Genomic DNA, 21,288 nt, shown 5'->3' on the forward strand with positions numbered 1-21,288 from the left:
GCCCGCGAGGCGGCTTAGGAGGGCACCCCCACCCGGGCTCCGCCACGGCGTTTTTTTCCTTTCTTTCCATTTGCCCCCCCCCCCCCCCCCCCCCCCCCCCCAAAACCCCCCCCCCCCCCCCCCCCCCCCCGCCGCCCCCCCCTCCCCCCCCCCCCCCCCCCCCCCCCCCCCCCGCCGAGGTCCTCCCAGCGGGCCGCGTACCCGTCGATCGCGGCCTGGTCGAACGCCGGGTACGGATGCGGCGCGAGAACGTCCTCGGCGAGGACGTTCCCGTACGCCTGGGTGAGGTCGAGGTCGAGCGGAGGCAGCGCTCGCAGCCTGCGCAGCGTGCTGCCCAGGTAGTCGGCGAGCGGCGTCAGCTCGTTAGCGGCCGCCTCGGCATCGGCCGTGGCTGTCATGTATTGCGCCCGCCGAACGCCTCCGAGTTGACGAAGTCGGCCAGCCACTGCCGGAACTCCCCGCCCAGGTCGTCGCGCTGGCTGGCGAGTTGGACCACCGCCTGGAGGTAGCCCAGCGGCATGCCGGTGTCGAACCGGGTGCCCCGGTAGACGATGGCGTGTACGGGAGTGCCCTCGTTCAGCAGCGTCGCCATCGCGTCGGTGAGCTGGATCTCGCCGCCGCTGCCCGGCCCGGTACGCCGGATCGCCTCGAAGATCTTGCCCGGCAGGATGTACCGGCCGAGTACGGCGAGGTTGCTCGGCGCGTCCTCCGGCGCCGGCTTCTCCACCAGGCCGGTCACCCGGACCACCTCGCCGAGGTCGGTCAGCTCCGGCTCGGCCGGGGCGACCGAGGCGATGCCGTACCGCTTGGTGTCCTCCGGCGGCACCTCCATGAACGCCAGCACGATGCCGTCGGTCCGGGCCTGGAGGTCGAGCATGGCCGGCAGCAGCGGCTCGGCCAGGTCCACGAACTCGTCACCGAGCAGCACCGCGAACGGCTCCTCGGTGCCCACGTGCGACTCGGCGCAGCCGACCGCGTGGCCGAGCCCGAGCGGCTCGTGCTGCCGGGAGGTGAAGATCTCGACCAGCTGGCTGGGCTTGCGTACCGCTTCGAGCCGCTTCAGGTCGCCCTTCTTCTCCAGGTGCGCCTCCAGTGACGGCGAACGGTCGAAGTGATCCACCATGGAGGTCTTGCCCCGGCCGGTGACCAGCAGTACATCGCGGATACCGGCGGCGGCGGCCTCCTCGATGATGTACTGCAGCACCGGTCGGTCGACCACCGGCAGCAGTTCCTTGGGGACCGCCTTCGTGGCGGGCAGGAACCGGGTGGCGAGACCGGCGGCGGGGATCACCGCTTTGACGGCCCGTCCGGGGGTCGCGTTGGAGGTCGTTCCTGAGGACGCTGAGTGCTCCGACATGCCGCGAGACTATCGGCCACGGCCCTGGCGCGGCGGGTGCGGCCCGGAAGACGCGCCGCCACCGCCCGGACCAGGGTGCCCGCCGGCCCGGGGCAGCCCGTCGTCCGGCGTCGCCGCCGCGGCCGGCACGGGGATCTCCTGCACCACCGGGCCGTCGCCGGCCGCCGCCACCCGGTGGGTGTCCCGCCCGCCCCCCTTCGCCGCGTACAACGCGCCGTCGGCCGCGTCGAGCAGCCGGGCGGCCGTGGTGGCGTGCTGCGGATAGACGGCGATGCCGATGGATACGGTGACCGGGACGAGCGCGCGGGGCGTCACCGACACCGATCCCGGCGACGGGGGGATCACGATCGGCGTGTCCCGGACCGCCGCGCCGAGCCGCTCGGCCACGGTCACCGCACCGCGCGCGTCGGTCTCCGGCAGCAGCAGGACGAACTCCTCGCCGCCCTGCCGGAACGCGAGGTCGACCTCGCGGATCACACCCCGGATCCGGCGGGCGAACTCGGTCAGCACCACGTCCCCGGCCGCGTGCCCGTACGTGTCGTTGACCTCCTTGAAGCGGTCCAGGTCCAGCACCAGCAGGCTGATCGTGCGACCGAACCGGCTTGCCCGCTCGACCTCCCGACGCACCGACTCCTTCAGGTAGCGGTAGTTCCACAGCCCGGTCAGCGGGTCGGTCAGCGACAGCCGCTGCGCCTCCTCGTGCACCCGTACGTTGTCCACCGCCACCGCCGCGTGGCAGGCGAAGCTGCGCAGGGTGACCAGGTCGGTGTCGTCGAAGTCGTCGGAGCCGTGCCGGTCGTAGAGGACCAGTACGCCGAGGGTGGCGGCGGCCGGGGCCGGAACGAGCGGGTCGGCCGGGTGCTGCGGCGGCGGGCCGGCCGAGCCGGGCGCGGCGAAAGGCACCGCCAGGTACGTCCGGCAGTCCGGCTCGTACCCGGACCGGTGCGGCCCGTCCCGGTCGATCCGGCCGCGCAGCGGCTCCCCGGTGGCGGCGACCAGACCGAGTACGCCGGCACCGAGCCGCACCCGGACCGCTGCCGGATCCACCGCCGGTGCACCGTCGAGCCCTTCGGCGCACTGGCCGACCAGGGTGCCGTCGTCCGGGTCGAGTAGGAGCAGCAGACCGGCCCGGGCCCCGGTGGCGACCAGCGCGGTCTGCAGGATGACCTGGAGGATCCGGTGCAGGTCGTGGGTGCTGGCCAGGGTGTCGCCGAGCAGGGCGAGGTGGCCCCGGAGCTGGTCCCGGCTGGTGGTCAGGGCGTGTACGTAGGACTGGGTCTCCCGGGTCATCCGGTTGAACGTCCGGGCCAGCCGCCCGATCTCGTCCGGCCGGTTCACCGGCACCCTGGCCGTCAGGTCCCCGTCGGCGACCCGGTCGACGGCGAATGCCAGCTCGGTCAGCGGGCGGGTGGTCGAGCGCGCCAGCCGCCAGGCCGCCAGTACGGCCAGCAGCCCGGCGAGCAGCACCGCCCCGGCGAGGATGGCGTAGATCGCCTGCGGCGGGTTCGGTGGTACGGAGAGCACCAGCGGCAGGGGCTGCCCGGGTGAGGGGCCGACCCGCCGGACGTACCGGCCGGTGTCGGTCTCGCCGACCGCGTCCCCGGCCAGCCGACGCGCGGCGACCAGCACCGCGTCCCGGCTTCCGCTGTGCTCGGTGCTCTGCATGGCGGTGCCGGGCGCCGGCTCGCCCCGGCAGAGGGTGACGGCGGTGCCGGTGGCCGCCGCGAGCCGGGCGACGAATCCGGGATCGAGGCGTTGGGCCGCCCAGACCGTGCCGATCGCACCGCCGGCGGGGTCGCGCAGTTCCACCCGTACCGCCAGGGCCTGGATCGGGGCGCTGGCCGGGTAGCCGCCGGCGCAGTCCGCCCACGGCGGGGCCGGCGCGGCCGGGGTGAGCAGGGTGGTGCCGCCGACCGGGTCGGTGACCATGACCGCGACGGCGAGGCCCCGGGCGATCACCTGCCGGGCGGCGTCGGCCCGCAGGGACGGCTCGCCGGCCACCGCGACGGCGTCGGCCGCCGCGTAGAGCTGCTGGCAGAGGGCACTGACCGAGGTACGTACGGTGGTGGCGGCGAGGTCGAGCCGCTCCCGGGACCGGTGGTCGTTGACCACGGCGACGGTCCGACCGGCGAAGAACGCGCCGAGCAGGACCGGGCCGAGTACGACGGCGAGGAAGGCGGTCGTCAGCCGTCCACGCAGCGTCACTTTTTCCCCCGGGAAGTTCCGCGTTCCTTGCTGGGATGCTGGACAGCCCGACATAGGCAACTGGAGTTACCGCAGGAGTGTTACGTGCCGGATTTTCCGGATGGAGCTGAAGTGACCGACGAGGCGCACGGGGAGCGGGAGGTACACGGGGAGAAGGTCGCCCTCCGGGCCGTCCTGCTCGCCCGCCGCCGGGCGCTGCCGGCCCCGGACCGGGCCGCCGCCGCCGGGTTGCTCCGGGCCGCGCTGACCGACCTGGTACGCCGCACCGCACCGCGCCGGATCACCGCGTACGTGCCGGTCGGCTCCGAACCCGGCGGCCCGGACCTGCCCGACCACCTGCTCGCCGCGCTCGAACTCGGCACGCTCGGTCACGGCGCCCGTGATGAGCGTGGTGAGCTGCTGCTGCCGGTGCTTCGGGCCGATCTGGACCTGGACTGGGCCCGCTACCCGGGCCCGGGGCCGGACGGCGGGGCGCTGGTGGCCGCCGGGCGGGGGCTGCGCGAGCCGTCCGGCGAGCGGCTCGGTACCGGTGCGGTCGGCACCGCGACGCTGGTGATCGTGCCCGCGCTGGCAGTGGATCTACGCGGTATCCGGCTCGGCCGGGGCGGCGGTTCGTACGACCGGGCGCTGGCACGGGTCGCGCCGGGCGCGTTGACCGTCGCCCTGTTGCACGACGGCGAACTGGTCGACCGGGTGCCGGCGCAGCCGCACGACCGACCGGTCCACGCCGTGATCACTCCGTCCGACGGGTTCCGCCCGATCCCTCCCGGCTGAGGGGTTCCGGTGCCGGCGTCACGCCGGACACTCCAGGTGGACGAAAATGGGTCCGATGACGCACCATTGGCACTCGGATACGACGAGTGCCAAACGAAAAGCAAGATCCGGAGGAGACCGTGCCCACGTACCAGTACGCCTGCACCGCGTGCGGCCACCAGCTTGAGGCGGTGCAGTCGTTCACCGACGCGCCGCTGACCGAGTGCCCGGCCTGCGAGGGGCGGCTGCGCAAGGTGTTCAACTCGGTCGGCATCGTCTTCAAGGGCTCGGGCTTCTACCGCACCGACTCCCGTGCCAGCGGGTCGGACACCGTCGCCGGTGGCAGCTCGACCCCGGCCAAGTCGGAGTCCTCGACCAAGTCGGACTCCTCGACCGGGTCCGGTTCGGGCTCGTCCGGGTCCACCTCGTCCGGCAACGGCGGGTCGAGCAACGGCTCCGGTAACGGGTCGGGCGGCGGCGGGTCGACCGGCGCGTCGAAGTCGACGGCGGGCACGAGCAGCTCCGGCGGCGGCTCCTCGTCCGGCAGCGCCGCATAGCAGATCCACACCCCCGTACCGGGGTTTTCCACAACCTGCCGAGTTGTCCACAGCGGTGAACCGGGCGCCCACGCGCCCGGTTTCCGTACGCCTAGCCTCCTGCCCACCGGAGTACGCCCGCACCGGGGCGACCGGGTCGAACGGGAGGCAGACTGATGGCGACCCACCCCCGGCCGGTACGGCGACCCCCGTCGCTCTCCCCGTCCCGCTGGCCGACCCTGCCCCGGCCCGGCACCGCACTCCGCCTGACCCTGGCCGCCCTGCTGCTCGCCCTCGCCGCCGGGGCGCTCTACGCCCGCGAGCCGCAACCGCCCTGCCCCGGGGCAACCGCCGGACCGGACGGGCCGCCTCCGGCCGGCTCACCCGACCTGCCCGGCAACCCGTCGTCGGCGGCCGATGCTTCGTCAGCTCTCCCACCGGCGGCAGGTTCCGCGTTGCCGGCCGGCGCCCGGCTGCCGTTGCCGGCGGGCACGGTCGGGGTGCCGATCCGGCTGGCCGAGCCGGCCTCCCTCGCCGTCGTACGGCCGGGGGCCCGGGTGGACCTGCTCGCCGCCGGCCCCGGTGCCCGGCCGACCGGACCGGCCCTGGTCGCCGCCCGCGCGATGGTCCTGGACGTGCTCGCGGCCGACTCCACGGCGGACGGAACGGGTGCCCTCTACCTGGCCCTGCCGCCGGCCGAGGCGCACCGCGCGATCGCCCTGCCCGAGGAGACCCGGTTCGCGATCATGGTCCGGGAGTGACCACACCGACCGGGGCGGGACGATGTCCCGCCGGAGCCGGAGCTACCGTCGCACCGAGCGGGGCGGGACCTTCCGGGGTCGTTTCCGGAACGTCGAAGTCGACGTCGCGCCCGATCGACTCCCAGGCGTCGAACTCGGCCCGAGCCCGGTCGAGGCTGGCGCCGACGGCGGCGAGCGCGTCGTTGCCGAGCACCAGCCGCAGCGGGGTCGGCTCGGCGGCGAGCGCGGTGAGGATCGCCGTCGCGGCCCTGGCCGGGTCGCCGGCCTGCCGACCGTCGGCGGCGAGATGGTTGGCCGCCACCACACCCACCGTGTCGGCGTAGGCGTCCATCGGGGCCGAGCGCAGGGAGGCGGGGCCGTTGAGCCCGGTCCGGAAGGCGCCGGGCTCGACGATCAACACCTTGATCCCGTACGGCGCGACCTCGGCGGCCAGCGCCTCGGAGAGCCCCTCCAGCGCGAACTTGGTCGCCGAGTAGGCGGAGACACCGGCGAACGACAGCCGGCCGCCCATGCTGCTGAGCTGGACGATGCTGCCCGACCCCTGGCGGCGCATGTGCGGCAGCACCGCCCGGGTGAGCGCGGCCGGGCCGAAGAAGTGCAGGTCCATCAGGTCGCGCAACTCCCGGTCGGTGGTCTCCTCCACCGCCCCGATCAGGGCCCGACCAGCATTGTTGACCAGTACGTCGATCCGGCCGTGCCAGAGGACGACCTGGGCCACGACGGCGGCGATCCGGTTCGGGTCGGTGACGTCCAGTTCGAGCGCGCTGGCCCGGTCCGGGTACGCCGCGACGAGATCCGCCAGGGTCTCCGGGCGACGGGCGGTCGCCACGACGGTGTCGCCCGCGGCCAGTGCCGCCTCGGCGATCGACCGGCCGAACCCCGAACCGGTGCCGGTGATCAACCAGACCCGGCCGGTCGGTGGTCGGGTGGACGGGGGTTCGATGGACATCCGGGCCTCCAGCGACGATGCGAACGGGCCCAGTTTTGCCTGCCTGGACGGGGTCGGTCCAAGACAGAAGATCACTTGCTCGATAAGGCCGCTTTATGATGGCGGGATGGATCTGCGCCAGCTCCGCTACCTCGTGGCGATCGACGAGAGCGGAAACCTGGGTCGGGCCGCCCAACGGCTCTACGTCAGCCAACCCGCTCTGTCGTACGCGCTGCGGAACCTGGAGACCGAACTCGGGGTACGCCTGTTCGACCGGCACGCCGGCGGGGTGACCGCCACCGCCGCCGGTCGGGACGTGCTCGCCGAGGCCCGCCGTACCCTGCGGCAGGCGACGCGGGTGACGGCCGCCGCCGAACGGCACCGGCGCGGCCAGTCCGGCGTCCTGCGGGTGGGTTTCGAGGCGAGCGGCGCGGGCGAGCTGACCACCCGGTCCCGGGCCGAGTTCGCCCGCCGCCACCCGGACGCGACCGTCGAGCCCAAACGCTTCGACTGGGGCGAGGAGGCGGCCGCCCTGCACGACGGCCGGGTCGACGTCGCCTTCGTCTGGCTCCCCAACGACCTGGCCGGAATGCACGTCGAGGTGGTGCACACCGAGGCCCGACTGGTCGCCGTCGCCCGGAACCATCCGCTCGCCGGCCGGGACGGCGTGTCGATCCTGGAGACCAACGACGAACCGTTGATGTGGACCGAGCGGGCGCCGCGTGAGTGGGTGGACTGGTGGGCGGTGAACCCCCGACCCGACGGCTCGACGCCACGGTGGGGCCCGGTCAACGACAACGTCGAGGAGATGCTCGAAGTGGTCGCCGAGGGCTCGGCGATCTGTTTCGCACCGGCCAGCATGTCCCGCTACTACGCCCGCCCGGACCTCGTCTGGATCCCGCTGACCGACGTCGACCCGCTCCGCATCGCGCTCGCCTGGCGGATCGAGACACCGCTGGTACGCGGATTCGTCGAGGTCGTACGCGAACTCGTGGCCGCGCCCTCCCCCGGACCCGCCTGACACCGGCCGGTCTACGGCGCTGTCGTCATCCCCGTCGCGACGTGGCACGATCGGTCGGGTGAGCAGCCGACCCGCCGCTGAGCAGCACCTACGCGACCTCGCACAGCTGCGCCGTGTCCGCGACCGGATCGACCGGGAGTACGCGCAGCCGCTGGACGTGGAGGCGCTGGCGCGTGGGGTGAACATGTCGGCCGGACACCTCAGCCGCCAGTTCCGGCTCGCGTACGGCGAATCGCCGTACAGCTACTTGATGACGCGGCGGATCGAGCGTGCGATGGCGCTGCTGCGTCGGGGCGACCTCAGTGTCACCGAGGTCTGTTTCGCGGTCGGTTGTGCCTCACTGGGCACCTTCAGCACCCGCTTCACCGAGCTGGTCGGCGTGCCACCCAGCGCCTACCGGCAGCGGGCGACGCGGGCGACGGCGGGGATGCCGTCGTGCGTGACGAAACAGGTGACCAGACCGATCAGGAATCGAGAAGCGCCGGCCCCGAGCCGGACCTAGCCTGACGTGCATGAACATCACCATTCACTCAAGCTTTCTGCCGCACACCGACCCGGACGCCTCGCTGACCTTCTACCGCGACACGCTCGGCTTCGAGATCCGCAACGATGTCGGGTACGAGGGGATGCGGTGGATCACCGTCGGCCCCGCCGACCAGCCGGACACGGCCATCGTCCTGCACCCACCGACCGCCAACCCCGGCCTGACCGAGGATGAGCGCCGTACCATCCTCGAACTGATGGCCAAGGGCAGCTACTTCGGCGCCAACCTGGCCACCTCCGATCTCGACGGCACCTTCGCGAAGCTGGTGGCCGGCGGCGCCGAGGTCGTCCAGGAGCCGACCGAGCAGCCGTACGGCGTCCGCGACTGCGCCTTCCGCGATCCTGCCGGCAACCTGCTCCGGATCCAGCAACTGCGCTGAGCCGTCCGACGATCACGGCCGTGACCTGCACGGACGGCGGCGTGGAGGAGCCCGCGTCCGGTGCCGGTGGCAGCCGCCCGGTGGCCACCGGCGCCGACCACGCCGGCAACCGTCCTCGCACCACGTCCGCGCCGGTTCGATGATCGAAGGCGAGGCCGGGGTCCCCAGGATGGGTATTCTCGACGCCTCGGCCGGGCGAACGGGGTCGCACCACCCCTGTGAACAGCCGACCGTTGCCGCGATCGCGCCGACGGAGAGGAACCGGCGTACCGCTCGAAGCTGGTCGGATCGAGCCGGGCGACGCTGCCGAAGAACCGCGAAGGCGGGCCCGCGTGACAGATGGAGACACGATGAGCATGGCCACGAGGACGGACGCGCAGTCGGCTGCGTCGCACATCGCCGACAACCACGACCTGATCCGCGTGTACGGCGCACGCGAGAACAACCTCAAGGACGTCAACGTCGAGCTGCCGAAGCGCCGGTTGACGGTGTTCACCGGTGTCTCCGGCTCGGGCAAGAGCTCGTTGGTGTTCGGCACGATCGCCGCGGAGTCGCAGCGGATGATCAACGAGACGTACAGCGCCTTCGTGCAGGGCTTCATGCCGACGTTGGGTCGGCCCGAGGTTGACGTACTCGAAGGGCTGACCACCGCGATCATCGTCGACCAGCAGCGGATGGGTGCCGATCCCCGCTCCACCGTCGGCACCGCCACCGACGCCAACGCGATGCTGCGCATCCTCTTCAGCCGGCTCGGACAGCCGCACATCGGCTCGCCGAACGCGTACTCCTTCAACGTCCCGTCGGTCCGGGCGACCGGTGCGATCACGGTCGAACGCGGTGCCGGCAGCAAGGCCGTGAAGCAGACCTACACCCGTACCGGCGGCATGTGTCCGCGCTGCGAGGGCCGGGGCACGGTCTCCGACATCGACCTCACCCAGCTCTACGACAGCTCCAAGTCGATCTCCGAGGGGGCGATCACCGTCCCCGGCTACACCGGGGACGGCTGGATGGTGCGGATCATCAGCGGGTCGGGTTTCTTCGACCCGGACAAGCCGATCCGCGACTTCACCGAGACCGAGCTGCACGACTTCCTCCACCACGAGCCGGTCAAGGTGAAGGTCAACGGGGTCAACCTCACCTACGAGGGACTGATCCCCCGGGTGCGCAGTTCGTTCCTCGCCAAGGACCGGGAGGCGATGCAGCCGCACATCCGGGCGTTCGTGGACCGGGCGGTCACCTTCACCACCTGCCCCGACTGCGACGGGACCCGGCTCAGCGAGGGGGCCCGGTCGTCCCGGATCGGCGGGATCAGCATCGCCGACGCGTGCGCGATGCAGATCAGCGACCTGGCCGGATGGGTCCGTGGCCTCGACGAGCCGTCGGTGGCGCCGCTGCTGGCCACGCTGCACCACACCCTCAACTCGTTCGTCGAGATCGGGCTGGGCTACCTCTCGCTCGACCGTCCGTCGGGCACCCTGTCCGGTGGTGAGGCGCAGCGGGTCAAGATGATCCGCCACCTCGGTTCCTCGCTCACCGACGTCACGTACGTCTTCGACGAGCCCACCACCGGCCTGCACCCCCACGACATCCAACGGATGAACAACCTGCTGCTACGGCTGCGCGACAAGGGCAACACGGTGCTCGTCGTGGAGCACAAGCCGGAGACGATCGCGATCGCCGACCACGTGGTCGACCTCGGCCCCGGCGCCGGCACGGCCGGCGGCTCGGTCTGCTTCGAGGGCACCGTCGAGGGGCTGCGGGCCAGCGGCACCCTCACCGGCCGTCACCTGGATGACCGGGCCGTGCTCAAGAAGACGCTGCGCAAGCCCACCGGGGCGCTGGAGATCCGCGGCGCGACGTCACACAACCTGCGCGACGTCGACGTCGACATCCCGCTCGGCGTGCTTGTCGTCATCACCGGCGTCGCCGGATCCGGCAAGAGTTCGCTGGTGCACGGTTCGATCCCCGCCGGTGCCGGGGTGGTCTCGATCGACCAGGGCGCGATCCGGGGCTCGCGGCGGAGCAACCCGGCGACGTACACCGGGCTGCTCGATCCGATCCGCAAGGCGTTCGCGAAGGCGAACGGCGTGAAGCCGGCGCTGTTCAGCGCCAACTCCGAGGGCGCCTGCCCCACCTGCAACGGCGCCGGTGTCATCTACACCGACCTGGCGATGATGGCCGGCGTCGCCACCGTCTGCGAGGAGTGCGAGGGGAAGCGGTTCCAGGCGTCGGTGCTGGAGTACCACCTCGGCGGCCGGGACATCAGCGAGGTGCTCGCGATGTCGGTGACCGAGGCGGAGGAGTTCTTCCGCGTCGGCGACGCCCGTACGCCGGCCGCGCACGCCGTTCTCGACCGGCTCGCCGACGTCGGGCTCGGCTATCTCAGCCTCGGCCAGCCGCTCACCACGCTCTCCGGCGGCGAGCGGCAGCGGCTCAAGCTCGCCACCCAGATGGCCGAGAAGGGCGGCGTCTACATCCTCGACGAGCCGACCACCGGCCTGCACCTCGCCGACGTCGAGCAACTGCTCGGCCTGCTCGACCGGCTCGTCGACTCCGGCAAGTCGGTCATCGTCATCGAGCACCACCAGGCGGTCATGGCGCACGCCGACTGGATCATCGACCTCGGCCCCGGCGCCGGTCACGACGGCGGGCGGATCGTCTTCGAGGGCACCCCCGCCGACCTCGTCGGCGCCCGCTCCACCCTCACCGGCGAACACCTAGCGGCGTACGTCGGCGCCTGACCGAGGCTCTCCCGGACAGCGGCTGCTCGGTCCGACCCGTCCTAGTCCCAGTGCGGCGGGCGGTCGGCGAGCAGCCGCTCGTCGTTGGAGCTCGATCGTTCGCCCCAGCCCCGGTCGGTGTCGTCGACCGACTGTTCCGGAATCACCACGAAGTTGTCGTCGGAAAAATCGACCGTACGCTCGCCGTCCAGGCCCGCGCCGGCCGGCCGGGGCTCGTCCACGCTTCTCACGCTCAGTAGCGTACCCACCCGCGACGCCCGGCCCGGCGTGCGCCGGGGCGTATCTCGATCGCTCGGGTAGCGTCGAATGCCGTGACCTCCCCCAGCGACGATCCCATCGACGACAGCTTCTGGCGGCGGCCGGTCGAGCCCGCGACAGGCTCGCCCGACACACCTCCGGCAGACCTCCCCGGCACCGCCCCGGCCCCGGAAGCGCACCGCGACGTCACGTCGTCCCCGCCGGCACCGGCGCCTCCGCCTCCGCCGGCGTACGTCGGGCCGCCGCCGGGCACCGCATACGGACCACCGCCGATGGCACCGGTGACGAACAGCTATCCCGGCCCGCCCCTGACCCCCGGAGCGAACGCCAGTCCCGGCCAGCCGGTGGCAGCCGGGTCGAACGGGTATCCCGGTCCGCCGCAGAGCCCCGTACCGCCGCCGGGGTGGCGACCGCCGGTACACGTACAACCGGCGCCGCCGCGCCCGCTGCCGGCCCAGGACGTACCCGCGCTGGAGGCGCAGGAGGCGAGCGCGCGGACGCTGACGTACGGCGTCGGGCTGATCACCGGGGCGATCCTGCTCGTGGTGATGTGTCTGCTCTGCTCCCGCCTGCTGTTCTGAGACCGGTATTCCGGGCCGGGGTCACGCGCGGTCGGTGGGCGCGGGCTAGAGGACCCCGTTCCAGACCACCTGGGCACCCGAGTCGCCGGTCAGGTAGACGTAGACGGCGCTGAGCACGCCCAGCACGATCACCAGACCGGTGACCACCGGCGCCAGCCAGCCGGGCAGGTTGGCGCCCCGACCGCCGGTGACGTAGAGCAGCAGCCCGGAGACGATGCCCAGCCCGAGGACGAACCAGAAAAGCAGGTCGCCGTACTCCTGGTGTTCGGCGAGTTGGGCGAGGATCGGCGGCGGGTAGCCCTTGGCGGTCAGCGCCTCCAGCAACTCCTCGCCGGAGAGCTTCGCGAACAGCGCGGCTGCCGGTGCGGCCACGGCCAGGAAGGCCACCGCCCAACCGATCCTGGCGCGGAACCGGGGCAGGATCCCGTACCCGATCGCCAGCAGCACCAGCAGCGGCACGAAGACCACCGCCGCGTGCACGACCAACGGATGTACGGGAAGGCCCATGATTTCCAGGAACACGACAACCCCCTCCAGCGGCCGACCACACCGCGAGCAACGGTACGTATAGATCGGGAACGCTTCCCTCAACAGTCGTACACGAAGCCAGAGCCGGTACGGTTCACCCCGGTTCCCAACTCGCCGCCGACCAGGGCCGGACGCTGTGCCGCAGACCACCGTGCGAGGCGCAGGCTTGCTGGCCCCGTACACCCGTGCTGTTATTGCGATATGACGGGCGAGGAGATGCTCCGGTCGAGGGGCCTGCGGGTCACCCGACCGCGCCTCGCCGTGCTTGAGGTGCTCGCCGGTGGCGGCCACCTGGAGGTCGACGAGATCCTGCGACAGGTCCGCCAGCGTCTCGACTCGGTATCCACCCAGGCGGTCTACGACGTCCTCGGCGCGCTGTCGCGGGCCGGCCTGTCCCGTCGGATCGAGCCGGCCGGCAGTCCCGCGCTGTACGAGGCGCGGGCCGGTGACAACCACCACCATGTCGTCTGTCGGAGTTGCGGTGTGGTCGGCGATGTCGACTGCGTACGCGGCTCGGCCCCCTGCCTCGACCCGGACGACGCCGGCGGCTTCGATGTCGACGAGGCCGAAGTGACTTTCTGGGGTCTATGCCCGAATTGCCAGCAGCATCGGAGCACCGACCAGTAGGACTCGACGGGTAAGCCCCGCAGGTGGTGGCACTCTTGGCTGATGACCCCGGAGTTGGGCAGCATTCCGGAGCCGGATGACGACCTCGGGCTGTTCGGTCCCGGCTCGGTCACCTGGAAGGTGCACCGGGAGCCGATCCTGCTCGTCGCCGGACTCCGCTCCCTCTACCTCCAGGCGCTGCACCCGCTGGCGGTCGCCGGAGTGGCCCAGAACAGCAGTTTCAAGTCCGACCCGTGGGGTCGGCTGGTTCGCACCTCCCGCTACGTCGGCACCACGATCTACGGCACCACGGCCGAGGCGGAGGCAGCCGGGCGGCGGCTGACCGCCCTGCACGCTCGGATGCGGGCCCGGGACCCCGAGACCGGGGAGGAGTTCCGGATCGATGCCCCGGACCTGCTGCGTTGGGTGCACGTGGCCGAGGTGGAGTCGTTCCTCAGTACCGCTCGGCGGGCCGGGCTGCGGTTGTCCGACGCCGAGACCGACACCTACTACGCCGAGCAGCGGCGGGCCGCCGCCCTGGTCGGCCTCGACCCGGACACCGTGCCCGGTACGGCTGCCGCCGTCGCCGACTACTACCGCCGGATTCGGCCCGAGCTGCGGATGACCCGGGACGCCGCCGAGACGGCGTTCTTCCTCACCGTGCCGCCGATTCCCTGGAAGCTGAGTCGGCCGGCCCGGTTGGGGCTCAGCCTGGGTCCGCCCCGGTTTGCCTACTTCGGGCTCGCCGGCATCGCGTTCGGCCTGCTGCCGTCCTGGGCCCGGCGGCTCTACGGCGGTCTCGGTCTGCCGACCACGGACCGGTCGGCCGAACTCAGTGCCCGGACGCTGCGGCTGGCGTTGAACGCGATTCCGCGCCGGTACATCGAGGGACCGATCTACCAGGCGGCGCAGGCGCGGGCCGCCCGACTGAGCCGTCGCGGGACCTAGTTGTCGCCCGGTCCGGCCGGCGTGACCGGGAGCAGGGTGCGCTCGACGGCCGCCCACGGGTCCTTGGCCGGTGCGCCCGCCCCACCGGGGCAGGAACGCCGGAAGTCGCACCAGGCGCATCCGGGCCCCGGGGCGACCGGGAACGCCTCGTCCGGGTCGGCGCCGTCGGTGATCGCCCGTTCGGCGGCCATGATGTCGCGGGCGGTGTCCTCGGCCCGGCTCACCTGACGGGCGAGCGACTCCGGGGTGTGGTCGTACGCGGCGATAGTCCCGCTGGGCAGGTGGTGCAGTTCGACCCGGCGGCACGGGCGGCGGAACACCCGCTCGGCCGCGTACGCGTAGAGGGCGAGGGCCTGCGAGCCGCGCGCGTCGTCGACGTCGAGGCCCGTACGTCCGGTCTTGTAGTCGACTATCGCCAGTTCCGGGCCGTCGGCGCCGGTGCGGGCGTCGATCCGGTCGGCCCGGCCGTTGAACGCCAGCACCGAGGTCTTGACCGCGACCACCCGTTCCACCCCGAGCGGGTCGACACCCGGCTCCAGGGTGTCCACATAGGATTCGAGCCATTGCAGGGCCCGGCGGTACGCGGTCCGTTCCTGCTCGTCGTCGCGGTACCCTTCGCTGACCCAGGTGCCCTTGAGTAGCACCGGCAGCGCCTCCGGTCGGCGTTTCGCCTCGGGCAGGGCATACCAGTTGCGCAGGGTGGTGTGCACGCTCGAACCGAGCGAGTTGTGCGCCCACGGCGGTCCCTTGACCGGTGTGGGCCGGTCGAGGTACGAGTAGCGGTAGCGGCGGGGGCAGTCGGTGTAGCTGCCGAGCTTGCTCGGTGTGCAGACGAAGAGCCGCTCCGGCATTCCTTCGAAGCCCAACTGCTCCGGCTCGTTGCCGCGCGGGCGTGGGGTCCGTTTACCGGGGGAGGTTGGTCTGCGCACGGAGCCGATCCTGCCACCCGCCACCGACAGTCCGGTCGATGCCCGCTCGGCACGCGCGTCGTCCCGTCCCCGGACCACCCGGCGCGGCGGTCAGGACGTCTGCTGGAAGACCTTGACGAAGGCGCCGACCGCGTCGGCGATGAGCTGGACCGCGATGGCGGCGAGCAGCAGACCCGCGATCCGGGTGAGCACCTCGATGCCGCTGGGCCTCAGCACCCGGACGATGCCGCCGGAGAAGCGCAGGGTGAGCCAGACCGCGACCATCACCGCGACGATGCCGACCGCGATGGCGAGTTGGTCGGAGAAGCCGTCGGCGCCCTGGACGAAGAGCATGGTCGCGACGATCGCGCCCGGCCCGGCGAGCAGCGGGGTTCCCAGCGGCACCAGCGCGATGTTGGAGGTGGTCTGCTGGCCGGGGTCGTCGGCCTTGCCGGTCAGCAGTTCGAGTGCGACCAGGACCAGCAGCAGTCCGCCCGCGCCCTGGAGGGCGGGCAGGGACACGTGCAGGTAGTCGAGGATCGTCTGGCCGGCGACCGCGAAGATCACGATCACCCCGAGGGCGAGCGTCACCGCCTGCCGCGCCGCCCGGTTCCGTTCGCGGGCGGCGAGCGGGCCGGTCAGGGCGAGGAAGATCGGCACCATCCCCGGCGGGTCCATGATGACCAGCAGGGTGACGAACACCTCCACGAAGAGCTTGAGATCCACGCGGACACGGTAGTTGGCCGGCCGCGTTATCCCACGTCGATGTGCGCGAGGCCACCGCAGTCATCGCCACTGATCAGGACGAACCAGCCGGCGGGCCGCCGATCAGGACGAAGCAACCACGGGTACGCCGGACGCCGCCGCCACGATCCGCTCGTACGCCGGCACCGATGTGGTGAACGCGCCCAGCCGGACCGTCTTGTGCTCGCCGTGGAAGTCCGACGAACCCGTCACCACCAGCCCGAGTTCGGCCGCGAGCCGCCGTACGTGCGCCTGCTCGGCCGGCGAGTGGTCCTCGTGGTCGGCCTCCAGCCCGAAGAGTCCGGCGGCGGCCAGCTCGACGATCAACGAGTCCGGCACCACCTCGCCGCGCCGGGTGGCCCGGGGGTGGGCGAAGACCGTCACTCCGCCCGCCTCGCGGACGAGCCGGATCGCCCGGAAGACGTCGAGATCGTCCTTCGGAGCCGCGTAGCGCCAGCCGAGCCACCTCGGTTCGAACGCCTCGCTGGTGCTGCGGACCAGACCGGCCCGGATCAGTGCCTGCGCGATGTGCGGCCGGCCGACCGTGCCGCCGGCCGCCCGAGCCTGGATGTCGGCCCAGTCCACGTTGATCCCGTCGGCCCGCAGCGAGTCGACGATCCGCTCGGCGCGGACCTCGCGGGCGGCCCGAATCCGGATCAGCTCGGCGACGAGTTCCGGGGACGTCGGATCGAAGAGGTAGGCGAGCAGATGCAGGGCGATCGACGGCTCGGTGCCGTACCAGCGGCAGGAGAGTTCGGCTCCGCGTACGAGGCTCAGCCCCGGCGGTAGCGCGGCGACCGCCGGTGCCCAGCCGATGGTGGTGTCGTGGTCGGTGATGGCCACCGTGTCGAGGCCGGCGCGGGACGCGGCGCGCATCAGCTCGGCCGGGGTGAGTGTGCCGTCGCTGGCGGTCGAATGGACGTGCAGGTCGATCCGGGCGTCCGGACCGGGCGTGGGCAGGGGTTTCGGTGCGGACGAAATCACTGGTACCAGGCTACCGGCAGGCCGGACGTCCGGGCTCGGCCGGCCGAGCCGGCACCCGCCGGCCTCCGATCGGTCGGCCGATCCGGTGACCGGCGTCACGCGCTGGCGCCGCTCACCACCAGCAGCCGGTCGTTCGTCCCGGTTTCCGGCACCGGCAGCCGGTCGACCATCGGGTCCGGGCCCGGCGCCCGGTCCGGGGACACCCGGAGCAGACGGCCATGTTCCCCGGCGTGCAGCAGCAGCCCGCCGGTGGTCCAGGCCACCGGTCCGGCCAGTCTCGGCCCGGCCGCCCGGACCACCGGCGCCGCTCCGAAGGCGGTGGTCAGGTCGATCACCAGGGCCAGTTCGGCCGGCGCGTTCCCGGCCCCGGCGGTGTCGCCGAACCAGTCCGTGGACACCCCGTTGGCGACCAGCCAGCGACCGTCCGGGGAGACCGTGCCCCGGCCGCCGGGGACGAGCGGCAGCGCGCAGGTCACCCTGGTCCTGGCGAGTTGCCGGGCCGCGTCGAGCAGGGCCAGACAGGGCCGCTCGCCGTCCACCGCCGGCAGCTGTCCGACCACGGTACGGCCCTCCGGCAGCGTGCCGTAGACGGTGACCGCCGGATCCCGCCCGGAGACCTCGTACCCGCCCCGGTCCGGCCACCACAGGTCGTACCGCTCGTCCGGGCCGGCGTCCCGGAGCAGCACCGCGGCACCGGCGAAGCCGGCCGGCGCGACCCGGTCCGGTGCGTCGGTACGCCGGACAGGACCGAGCCGACCCCGGTCGACCGGGGCGACGAGAACCTGTTCGCCGTCCCGCCAGGCGACCCGCCGCCCGTCCGGCGCCACCGTCACCGCCGCCACCCCGGCCAGCAGCGGCGACGGCGGGCCGGCGCCGGGGACGTACCAGAGGGTGGTTTTGCCGGGCGGCAGTGCACCCACCACCAGCCAGCCGCCGGGGGTCCGGCTCGCCTGCGCCACCGGCCCGACCGCGGCGAGGTCGACCAGTTCGCCGCCGGCCGTACGGAGACCGGCCGGCACCACGACGTCGACCGGCAGGGTCGGGTCACCGGGCCGGTCGGGTCCCGACGGGTCCCGGATCGGCAGCGCGCCGACCCCGGCCAGCACGCCGACCAGCGCCACGCTCACGGCAGCCGTGGCGCTACGCCGCCGCCGGACCCGCCGCCGTACGGCCGCAGCCAGTTCGTCGGCACGAACCCGGTGGCGGTACGCGGCCACCGGTGGTGGGTCGACGGCTCCGGGTGCGGTGCCGGCCCGCTCGGCCAGGCACTCTCGCAGCACCTGTTCCAGCCTGCCAGTGGTCACACAGCTTGAACGCCCCGGCCTGGACCGCGGGTTGTCGTCGCGGCGGTGCTCGGCCGGACCGGCGCCCGGAGTTCAGCCGGTCGGCGGCTGTGGGGTGGCGGTGGTGGTGAGTCTCGGCACGAACTGCCACTGGGCGCTCACCCCGGCCGGCAGCGGCACCACCCGTTGAGCACCGTCGGTGCCGCACCGGACCACGCCCCGGTCGTCGGCCGTCAGCAGGGTCCGGTTGTCCGCCCAGGCCGGCGGGACCGTGGTCCGGACCGGGCAGGCGACGGTTTCCCGGCGCCCGTCGACCGCCGGTGTCAGATCGACCAGTTGGATCTCCATCAGCCGACTCTCGGCGAGCCAGCCGCCGTCCGGGGTGGTCCGGTCCCCGGTGGTGGCGCGTTCCAGGTCCAACCCGCAGATGTCGGTCCGCTCGACGGTCAGGCCGGTGCCGGACGCCCGCAGGTCGGCCAGGCAGGAGGGCTGGTCACCGATGGCGCGGACGAGCCCGCGCGGAGTGTTGCCGTTGCTCCCGTAGACCGCCGTGACGTCGGTGTTCCAGATCGGCTGTTGGGGCCGCTCGGGATCCAGCACGGCGAAACCGCCGGAGTCGGCGGTCACCACCACCGACCGGTCGAGGAAGGCCACCGGCGAGACACCGGCCGGTACGTCGACCTTCGTCCGTACGGCGAGCCCGCTGGCACTGACCCGGGCCAGGTAGAGCGCGGTGTCGATGACGAACGCGAGCTGGTCCCCGGCGGGGTTCAGGACCCACCGGTCCCGGTTGCCGCTGAGCGAGATCGAGCTGCCGTCGGTGCGGAGGAACCGGATCCCGCCGGTTCCTCCGTACACCCAGCCGGTGGGGACCCGGTAGATCCGGGTCACCGGGCCGACGCCGGTCAGCGGCAGTGTGCGGCCGTCGGTGGTCCAGAGCCGGTCGGAGGCCCACAGGTCGAGGCCGATGCCGGTGTCGGTGGTGGGGCGCGGCTCCACCGGTGGGCTGGTGGGCGCGCCGTCGGGCTGGCCGTTGAAGGCGATCACGGACTCGCCCCGGGTGCCGTTGCCGCCGGAGAGGTTCCGCAGCGAGACGATCCCGCCGATGGTGACCAGCAGCGCGAGCGCGGCGGCGACCGAGGAGGCGGCGGTCCGGCGGCGGCGGGCCGCCCGCCCCCGGCGGATGGCGGCCGAGGCCGGGTCCCTGAGCGGGGGCGGAGACTGGACCTTCTCGGCGAACATGTTTCGCAGCGAGTCCTCGAGCATGGTCACCGACCCTCGCCGAGGGCCGCCGGCCCCGCCGGCGCCGGAGCCCCGGGTACGGCCGGCACCGGCCGTCGGGCCGGTGCGGTACGCGGCACGCCCGGCACCCGACGCGGTGCGGGCGCGGGTGTGGTGCCCCGTGCGCCGTCCCGACCGGCGCGCGACCCGGTGCCGCTGCGTTCCGCACCGGCTGGACCCCGAGCGGCCGCCCCGGCGGTACGGGCGGTGAGTGCCGCTTCCGTTCCGAGTGCCGGGTCCGCTCCGAGCCGTTCCTCGCCGAGCCGGCGGCGCAGCGTGTTGAGTGCCCGGAAGGTCTGGCTCTTCACCGTGCCGGGCGAGATGTTGAGCATCGCGGCGGTCTGCGCCTCGGTCATGTCCTCGTAGAAGCGGAGCACCAGGACGGCCCGTTGTCGAGCCGGCAGCGTCCGAAGGTGCCGCCAGAGGGCGTCACGTTCCAGCTGCTCCTCGATCAGGTCCGGCGCCGGCCGCTCGGGCAGCACCTCGGTCGGGCGCTCCCCGTGCCAGCGCCGCCGCCACCAGCTCGTCGCGGTGTTGACCAGGACCCGCCGGGCGTACGGCTCGACCGCCTCGATCTCGCCGAGCCGCTTCCAGGCCAGGTACGTCTTGGTCAGCGCGGTCTGCAACAGGTCCTCGGCCGTCGCCCAGTCCCCCGCCAGCAGGTACGCGGTACGCAGCAGGGCGGCGGATCGGGCCGCGACGAACTCGCGGAACTCGTCTTCCAGGTCTGCCCTGGCCGCCACCTGTCGCCTCCCCGAAGCTGAACCAACCGTCAGGTTGTCACAGCCGTGGTGGTCGAGTCGACCGCGATCGGGTGCGGGTCGCCTCCGATGTTCGGTTGGAAGTCCCGCACCCGTCGCAGTGGATCAACTACGCAGGGTCATGCGCCGTCGTCGGCCTTGGCCTCGTCGGCTTCCTTGCCGAGCCGCGCCTCGACCGCCTGCGGCTCGTACATCTCCTCGACCACACGCAGGTACAGCTCGTTCGGGTTCGGTAGGTATTTGACCTCGCGCAACGCCTGGTCCTGACCGGCCGACTCCAGTACGAAGGTGCCGTAGTTGAGGGTCCGGCCCAGCGGCGACTGCTCGTACTTCATGTCGGTGACCCGGGCCAGCGGCATCATCGCGACCCGCCGGGTGATGATCCCGTTGACCACCATCACCCGCTTGTTGGTCAGGATGAACCGGTCGAAGAACCAGTCCGCGACCTTCCACGCCACGTAGCCCATGACACCGAGCCAGATCAGCGCCGCGATCAGCGTGAGCCCGGCGATCTGCTGCCCGGCCAGGAAGCCGGAGAGATAGCCGAGCACGAACGTGGCGGCGAGCCCGATCAGGATCGGCGTGGCCAGGTAGATCTTGTGCCGCTTCCACTCGCCCCGGTACCGCTCGGTGGGGAAGAGGTAACGCGCCACCAGGGCGGTCGGCTCGTCCTCCAGCGGCAGCACCCGTCGCGGACCGAGCGGCATGCCCGACGCGTCGACCCGGAGCCCGGCCAACTCCTCTTCGGAGATTTCCGGGGGTCGGTAGCCGGCGTCCGGGTCACGGTCCCAGCTCCGGCCGGAACGTGACTCGTCGTCGTAGCCGGGACCATCCGGGTACGGCGGTCCGTCCGGATAGGAGGGACCGCCCGCGTAGGGTGGGCCGTCACCGAGGTCGTCGTCGGGTCGGGCCCGCGGAATCGGCTCGGTGTCCCGCTCGCGACGCCAGCGTTCGACGTCGTCGGGGTCGGGGGGTGGCCCGGACGGGTTACCCATGCCCGGCTACGCGAAGAGGCTGGCGAAGAAGTCGCTGAAGCCCTGCGCGATGTCCATTACGCCGCCGCCCAACGACTTGAAGACGTCGGCGGCGGAGTCAGGTCGGAACGCGATGAAGAAAATCAGGAAGGCGATTCCGCCCCAGGTGAGGACCTTCTTGACCATGACGGGCCATCCCCTCATCGG

The 21,288-nt window shown here is 72.6% G+C and carries 23 protein-coding genes and 1 pseudogene; 10 read left to right on the top strand and 14 right to left on the bottom strand.

Annotated features, from left to right (window positions below; genetic code table 11):
* Window positions 1-140 precede the first annotated feature (140 nt).
* The 3 genes and pseudogenes from ACZ6QQ_RS36390 to ACZ6QQ_RS36400 form a co-directional block, all read right to left on the bottom strand.
* Window positions 141-398, bottom strand: a pseudogene (locus tag ACZ6QQ_RS36390) (molybdopterin molybdotransferase MoeA); the annotation flags it as partial.
* Window positions 395-1,357 (bottom strand): UTP--glucose-1-phosphate uridylyltransferase, encoded by a 963-nt coding sequence (locus ACZ6QQ_RS36395; RefSeq protein ID WP_465882563.1) that lies wholly within the window; start codon window positions 1,355-1,357, stop codon window positions 395-397. The pseudogene ACZ6QQ_RS36390 and the gene ACZ6QQ_RS36395, both read right to left, overlap by 4 nt.
* Window positions 1,358-1,366: 9 nt before the next feature.
* The gene (locus ACZ6QQ_RS36400; RefSeq protein WP_465882565.1) at window positions 1,367-3,562 is read right to left on the bottom strand and encodes a GGDEF domain-containing protein; all 2,196 of its coding nucleotides are present in this window, start codon (window positions 3,560-3,562) and stop codon (window positions 1,367-1,369) included.
* Window positions 3,563-3,646: 84 nt separating this feature from the next.
* Here ACZ6QQ_RS36400 and ACZ6QQ_RS36405 point away from each other — a divergent pair, with 84 nt between their 5' ends.
* The 3 genes from ACZ6QQ_RS36405 to ACZ6QQ_RS36415 all read left to right on the top strand — a co-directional run bounded on the left by ACZ6QQ_RS36405 (window position 3,647) and on the right by ACZ6QQ_RS36415 (window position 5,612).
* Window positions 3,647-4,336, top strand: coding sequence for a 5-formyltetrahydrofolate cyclo-ligase (locus ACZ6QQ_RS36405; protein ID WP_465882566.1), 690 nt, complete (start codon window positions 3,647-3,649; stop codon window positions 4,334-4,336).
* Window positions 4,337-4,455: 119 nt separating this feature from the next.
* Window positions 4,456-4,872 carry an FmdB family zinc ribbon protein gene (locus ACZ6QQ_RS36410; protein WP_465882568.1) on the top strand — a complete coding sequence of 139 codons (417 nt, stop codon included), beginning with the start codon at window positions 4,456-4,458 and terminating at the stop codon, window positions 4,870-4,872.
* Window positions 4,873-5,027: 155 nt separating this feature from the next.
* Window positions 5,028-5,612, top strand: coding sequence for a flagellar biosynthesis protein FlgA (locus ACZ6QQ_RS36415; RefSeq protein ID WP_465882569.1), 585 nt, complete (start codon window positions 5,028-5,030; stop codon window positions 5,610-5,612).
* Here ACZ6QQ_RS36415 and ACZ6QQ_RS36420 read toward each other — a convergent pair.
* Window positions 5,596-6,561 (bottom strand): oxidoreductase, encoded by a 966-nt coding sequence (locus tag ACZ6QQ_RS36420; RefSeq protein ID WP_465882570.1) that lies wholly within the window; start codon window positions 6,559-6,561, stop codon window positions 5,596-5,598. The two genes, ACZ6QQ_RS36415 and ACZ6QQ_RS36420, sit on opposite strands and share 17 nt — an antisense overlap.
* A 106-nt stretch (window positions 6,562-6,667) precedes the next feature.
* Between ACZ6QQ_RS36420 and ACZ6QQ_RS36425 the strand changes: the two genes are divergently transcribed.
* From ACZ6QQ_RS36425 to ACZ6QQ_RS36440, 4 genes are all read left to right on the top strand, one after another.
* Complete coding sequence (locus ACZ6QQ_RS36425) at window positions 6,668-7,561, top strand: LysR family transcriptional regulator (RefSeq protein WP_465882571.1); 894 nt, start codon at window positions 6,668-6,670, stop codon at window positions 7,559-7,561.
* A gap of 58 nt (window positions 7,562-7,619) precedes the next feature.
* Window positions 7,620-8,063, top strand: a complete 444-nt coding sequence (locus ACZ6QQ_RS36430) for a helix-turn-helix transcriptional regulator (protein ID WP_465882573.1) — start codon at window positions 7,620-7,622, stop codon at window positions 8,061-8,063.
* Window positions 8,064-8,073: 10 nt separating this feature from the next.
* Window positions 8,074-8,484 carry a VOC family protein gene (locus ACZ6QQ_RS36435; protein WP_465882575.1) on the top strand — a complete coding sequence of 137 codons (411 nt, stop codon included), beginning with the start codon at window positions 8,074-8,076 and terminating at the stop codon, window positions 8,482-8,484.
* A gap of 350 nt (window positions 8,485-8,834) precedes the next feature.
* The gene (locus ACZ6QQ_RS36440) at window positions 8,835-11,225 is read left to right on the top strand and encodes an ATP-binding cassette domain-containing protein (RefSeq protein ID WP_465882576.1); all 2,391 of its coding nucleotides are present in this window, start codon (window positions 8,835-8,837) and stop codon (window positions 11,223-11,225) included.
* Window positions 11,226-11,266: 41 nt separating this feature from the next.
* On the opposite strand, the gene ACZ6QQ_RS36445 is transcribed toward ACZ6QQ_RS36440, so the two are convergent.
* Complete coding sequence (locus tag ACZ6QQ_RS36445) at window positions 11,267-11,455, bottom strand: hypothetical protein (RefSeq protein ID WP_465882578.1); 189 nt, start codon at window positions 11,453-11,455, stop codon at window positions 11,267-11,269.
* Between the two features lie 300 nt (window positions 11,456-11,755).
* Here ACZ6QQ_RS36445 and ACZ6QQ_RS36450 point away from each other — a divergent pair, with 300 nt between their 5' ends.
* A complete protein-coding gene (locus tag ACZ6QQ_RS36450) occupies window positions 11,756-12,064 on the top strand; it encodes a translation initiation factor 2 (protein ID WP_465882579.1) in 309 nt (102 codons plus the stop codon).
* A 45-nt stretch (window positions 12,065-12,109) separates the two neighbouring features.
* Here ACZ6QQ_RS36450 and ACZ6QQ_RS36455 read toward each other — a convergent pair whose 3' ends face one another.
* A complete protein-coding gene (locus ACZ6QQ_RS36455; protein WP_465882580.1) occupies window positions 12,110-12,586 on the bottom strand; it encodes a DUF2231 domain-containing protein in 477 nt (158 codons plus the stop codon).
* A 207-nt stretch (window positions 12,587-12,793) separates the two neighbouring features.
* Here ACZ6QQ_RS36455 and ACZ6QQ_RS36460 point away from each other — a divergent pair, with 207 nt between their 5' ends.
* The gene (locus ACZ6QQ_RS36460; RefSeq protein WP_465882582.1) at window positions 12,794-13,219 is read left to right on the top strand and encodes a Fur family transcriptional regulator; all 426 of its coding nucleotides are present in this window, start codon (window positions 12,794-12,796) and stop codon (window positions 13,217-13,219) included.
* Between the two features lie 42 nt (window positions 13,220-13,261).
* Window positions 13,262-14,146, top strand: coding sequence for an oxygenase MpaB family protein (locus tag ACZ6QQ_RS36465; RefSeq protein WP_465882583.1), 885 nt, complete (start codon window positions 13,262-13,264; stop codon window positions 14,144-14,146).
* Here ACZ6QQ_RS36465 and ACZ6QQ_RS36470 read toward each other — a convergent pair.
* From ACZ6QQ_RS36470 to ACZ6QQ_RS36505, 8 genes are all read right to left on the bottom strand, one after another.
* On the bottom strand, window positions 14,143-14,997 hold the full coding sequence (locus ACZ6QQ_RS36470; RefSeq protein WP_465882601.1) for a RecB family exonuclease: 855 nt from the start codon (window positions 14,995-14,997) through the stop codon (window positions 14,143-14,145). The genes ACZ6QQ_RS36465 and ACZ6QQ_RS36470 overlap by 4 nt on opposite strands.
* 168 nt (window positions 14,998-15,165) lie before the next feature.
* Window positions 15,166-15,780, bottom strand: coding sequence for a MarC family protein (locus tag ACZ6QQ_RS36475; RefSeq protein WP_465882584.1), 615 nt, complete (start codon window positions 15,778-15,780; stop codon window positions 15,166-15,168).
* Between the two features lie 102 nt (window positions 15,781-15,882).
* A complete protein-coding gene (locus tag ACZ6QQ_RS36480) occupies window positions 15,883-16,779 on the bottom strand; it encodes a PHP domain-containing protein (RefSeq protein ID WP_465882602.1) in 897 nt (298 codons plus the stop codon).
* A 98-nt stretch (window positions 16,780-16,877) separates the two neighbouring features.
* A complete protein-coding gene (locus tag ACZ6QQ_RS36485; RefSeq protein WP_465882586.1) occupies window positions 16,878-18,086 on the bottom strand; it encodes a hypothetical protein in 1,209 nt (402 codons plus the stop codon).
* A 72-nt stretch (window positions 18,087-18,158) separates the two neighbouring features.
* The gene (locus tag ACZ6QQ_RS36490) at window positions 18,159-19,337 is read right to left on the bottom strand and encodes a hypothetical protein (RefSeq protein WP_465882587.1); all 1,179 of its coding nucleotides are present in this window, start codon (window positions 19,335-19,337) and stop codon (window positions 18,159-18,161) included.
* Entirely contained in the window at window positions 19,334-20,089 is a 756-nt protein-coding gene (locus tag ACZ6QQ_RS36495; protein WP_465882588.1) for a SigE family RNA polymerase sigma factor, read from the bottom strand. The genes ACZ6QQ_RS36490 and ACZ6QQ_RS36495 overlap by 4 nt, the downstream gene beginning before the upstream one ends.
* 137 nt (window positions 20,090-20,226) lie before the next feature.
* Window positions 20,227-21,102 (bottom strand): PH domain-containing protein, encoded by an 876-nt coding sequence (locus ACZ6QQ_RS36500; RefSeq protein WP_465882590.1) that lies wholly within the window; start codon window positions 21,100-21,102, stop codon window positions 20,227-20,229.
* Between the two features lie 6 nt (window positions 21,103-21,108).
* A complete protein-coding gene (locus ACZ6QQ_RS36505) occupies window positions 21,109-21,267 on the bottom strand; it encodes a hypothetical protein (protein WP_170208591.1) in 159 nt (52 codons plus the stop codon).
* Between the last annotated feature and the right edge of the window lie 21 nt (window positions 21,268-21,288).

Source organism: Micromonospora sp. NPDC049529 (assembly GCF_055586685.1).

Coding starts and splice junctions, on each gene's coding strand:
- ACZ6QQ_RS36395 (WP_465882563.1), bottom strand. CDS start 1,357: ATGTCGGAGCACTCAGCGTCCTCAGGAACGACCTCCAACGCGACCCCC.
- ACZ6QQ_RS36415 (WP_465882569.1), top strand. CDS start 5,028: ATGGCGACCCACCCCCGGCCGGTACGGCGACCCCCGTCGCTCTCCCCG.
- ACZ6QQ_RS36420 (WP_465882570.1), bottom strand. CDS start 6,561: ATGTCCATCGAACCCCCGTCCACCCGACCACCGACCGGCCGGGTCTGG.
- ACZ6QQ_RS36425 (WP_465882571.1), top strand. CDS start 6,668: ATGGATCTGCGCCAGCTCCGCTACCTCGTGGCGATCGACGAGAGCGGA.
- ACZ6QQ_RS36435 (WP_465882575.1), top strand. CDS start 8,074: ATGAACATCACCATTCACTCAAGCTTTCTGCCGCACACCGACCCGGAC.
- ACZ6QQ_RS36440 (WP_465882576.1), top strand. CDS start 8,835: ATGAGCATGGCCACGAGGACGGACGCGCAGTCGGCTGCGTCGCACATC.
- ACZ6QQ_RS36450 (WP_465882579.1), top strand. CDS start 11,756: ATGGCACCGGTGACGAACAGCTATCCCGGCCCGCCCCTGACCCCCGGA.
- ACZ6QQ_RS36460 (WP_465882582.1), top strand. CDS start 12,794: ATGACGGGCGAGGAGATGCTCCGGTCGAGGGGCCTGCGGGTCACCCGA.
- ACZ6QQ_RS36465 (WP_465882583.1), top strand. CDS start 13,262: ATGACCCCGGAGTTGGGCAGCATTCCGGAGCCGGATGACGACCTCGGG.
- ACZ6QQ_RS36470 (WP_465882601.1), bottom strand. CDS start 14,997: ATGCCGGAGCGGCTCTTCGTCTGCACACCGAGCAAGCTCGGCAGCTAC.
- ACZ6QQ_RS36500 (WP_465882590.1), bottom strand. CDS start 21,102: ATGGGTAACCCGTCCGGGCCACCCCCCGACCCCGACGACGTCGAACGC.
- ACZ6QQ_RS36505 (WP_170208591.1), bottom strand. CDS start 21,267: ATGGTCAAGAAGGTCCTCACCTGGGGCGGAATCGCCTTCCTGATTTTC.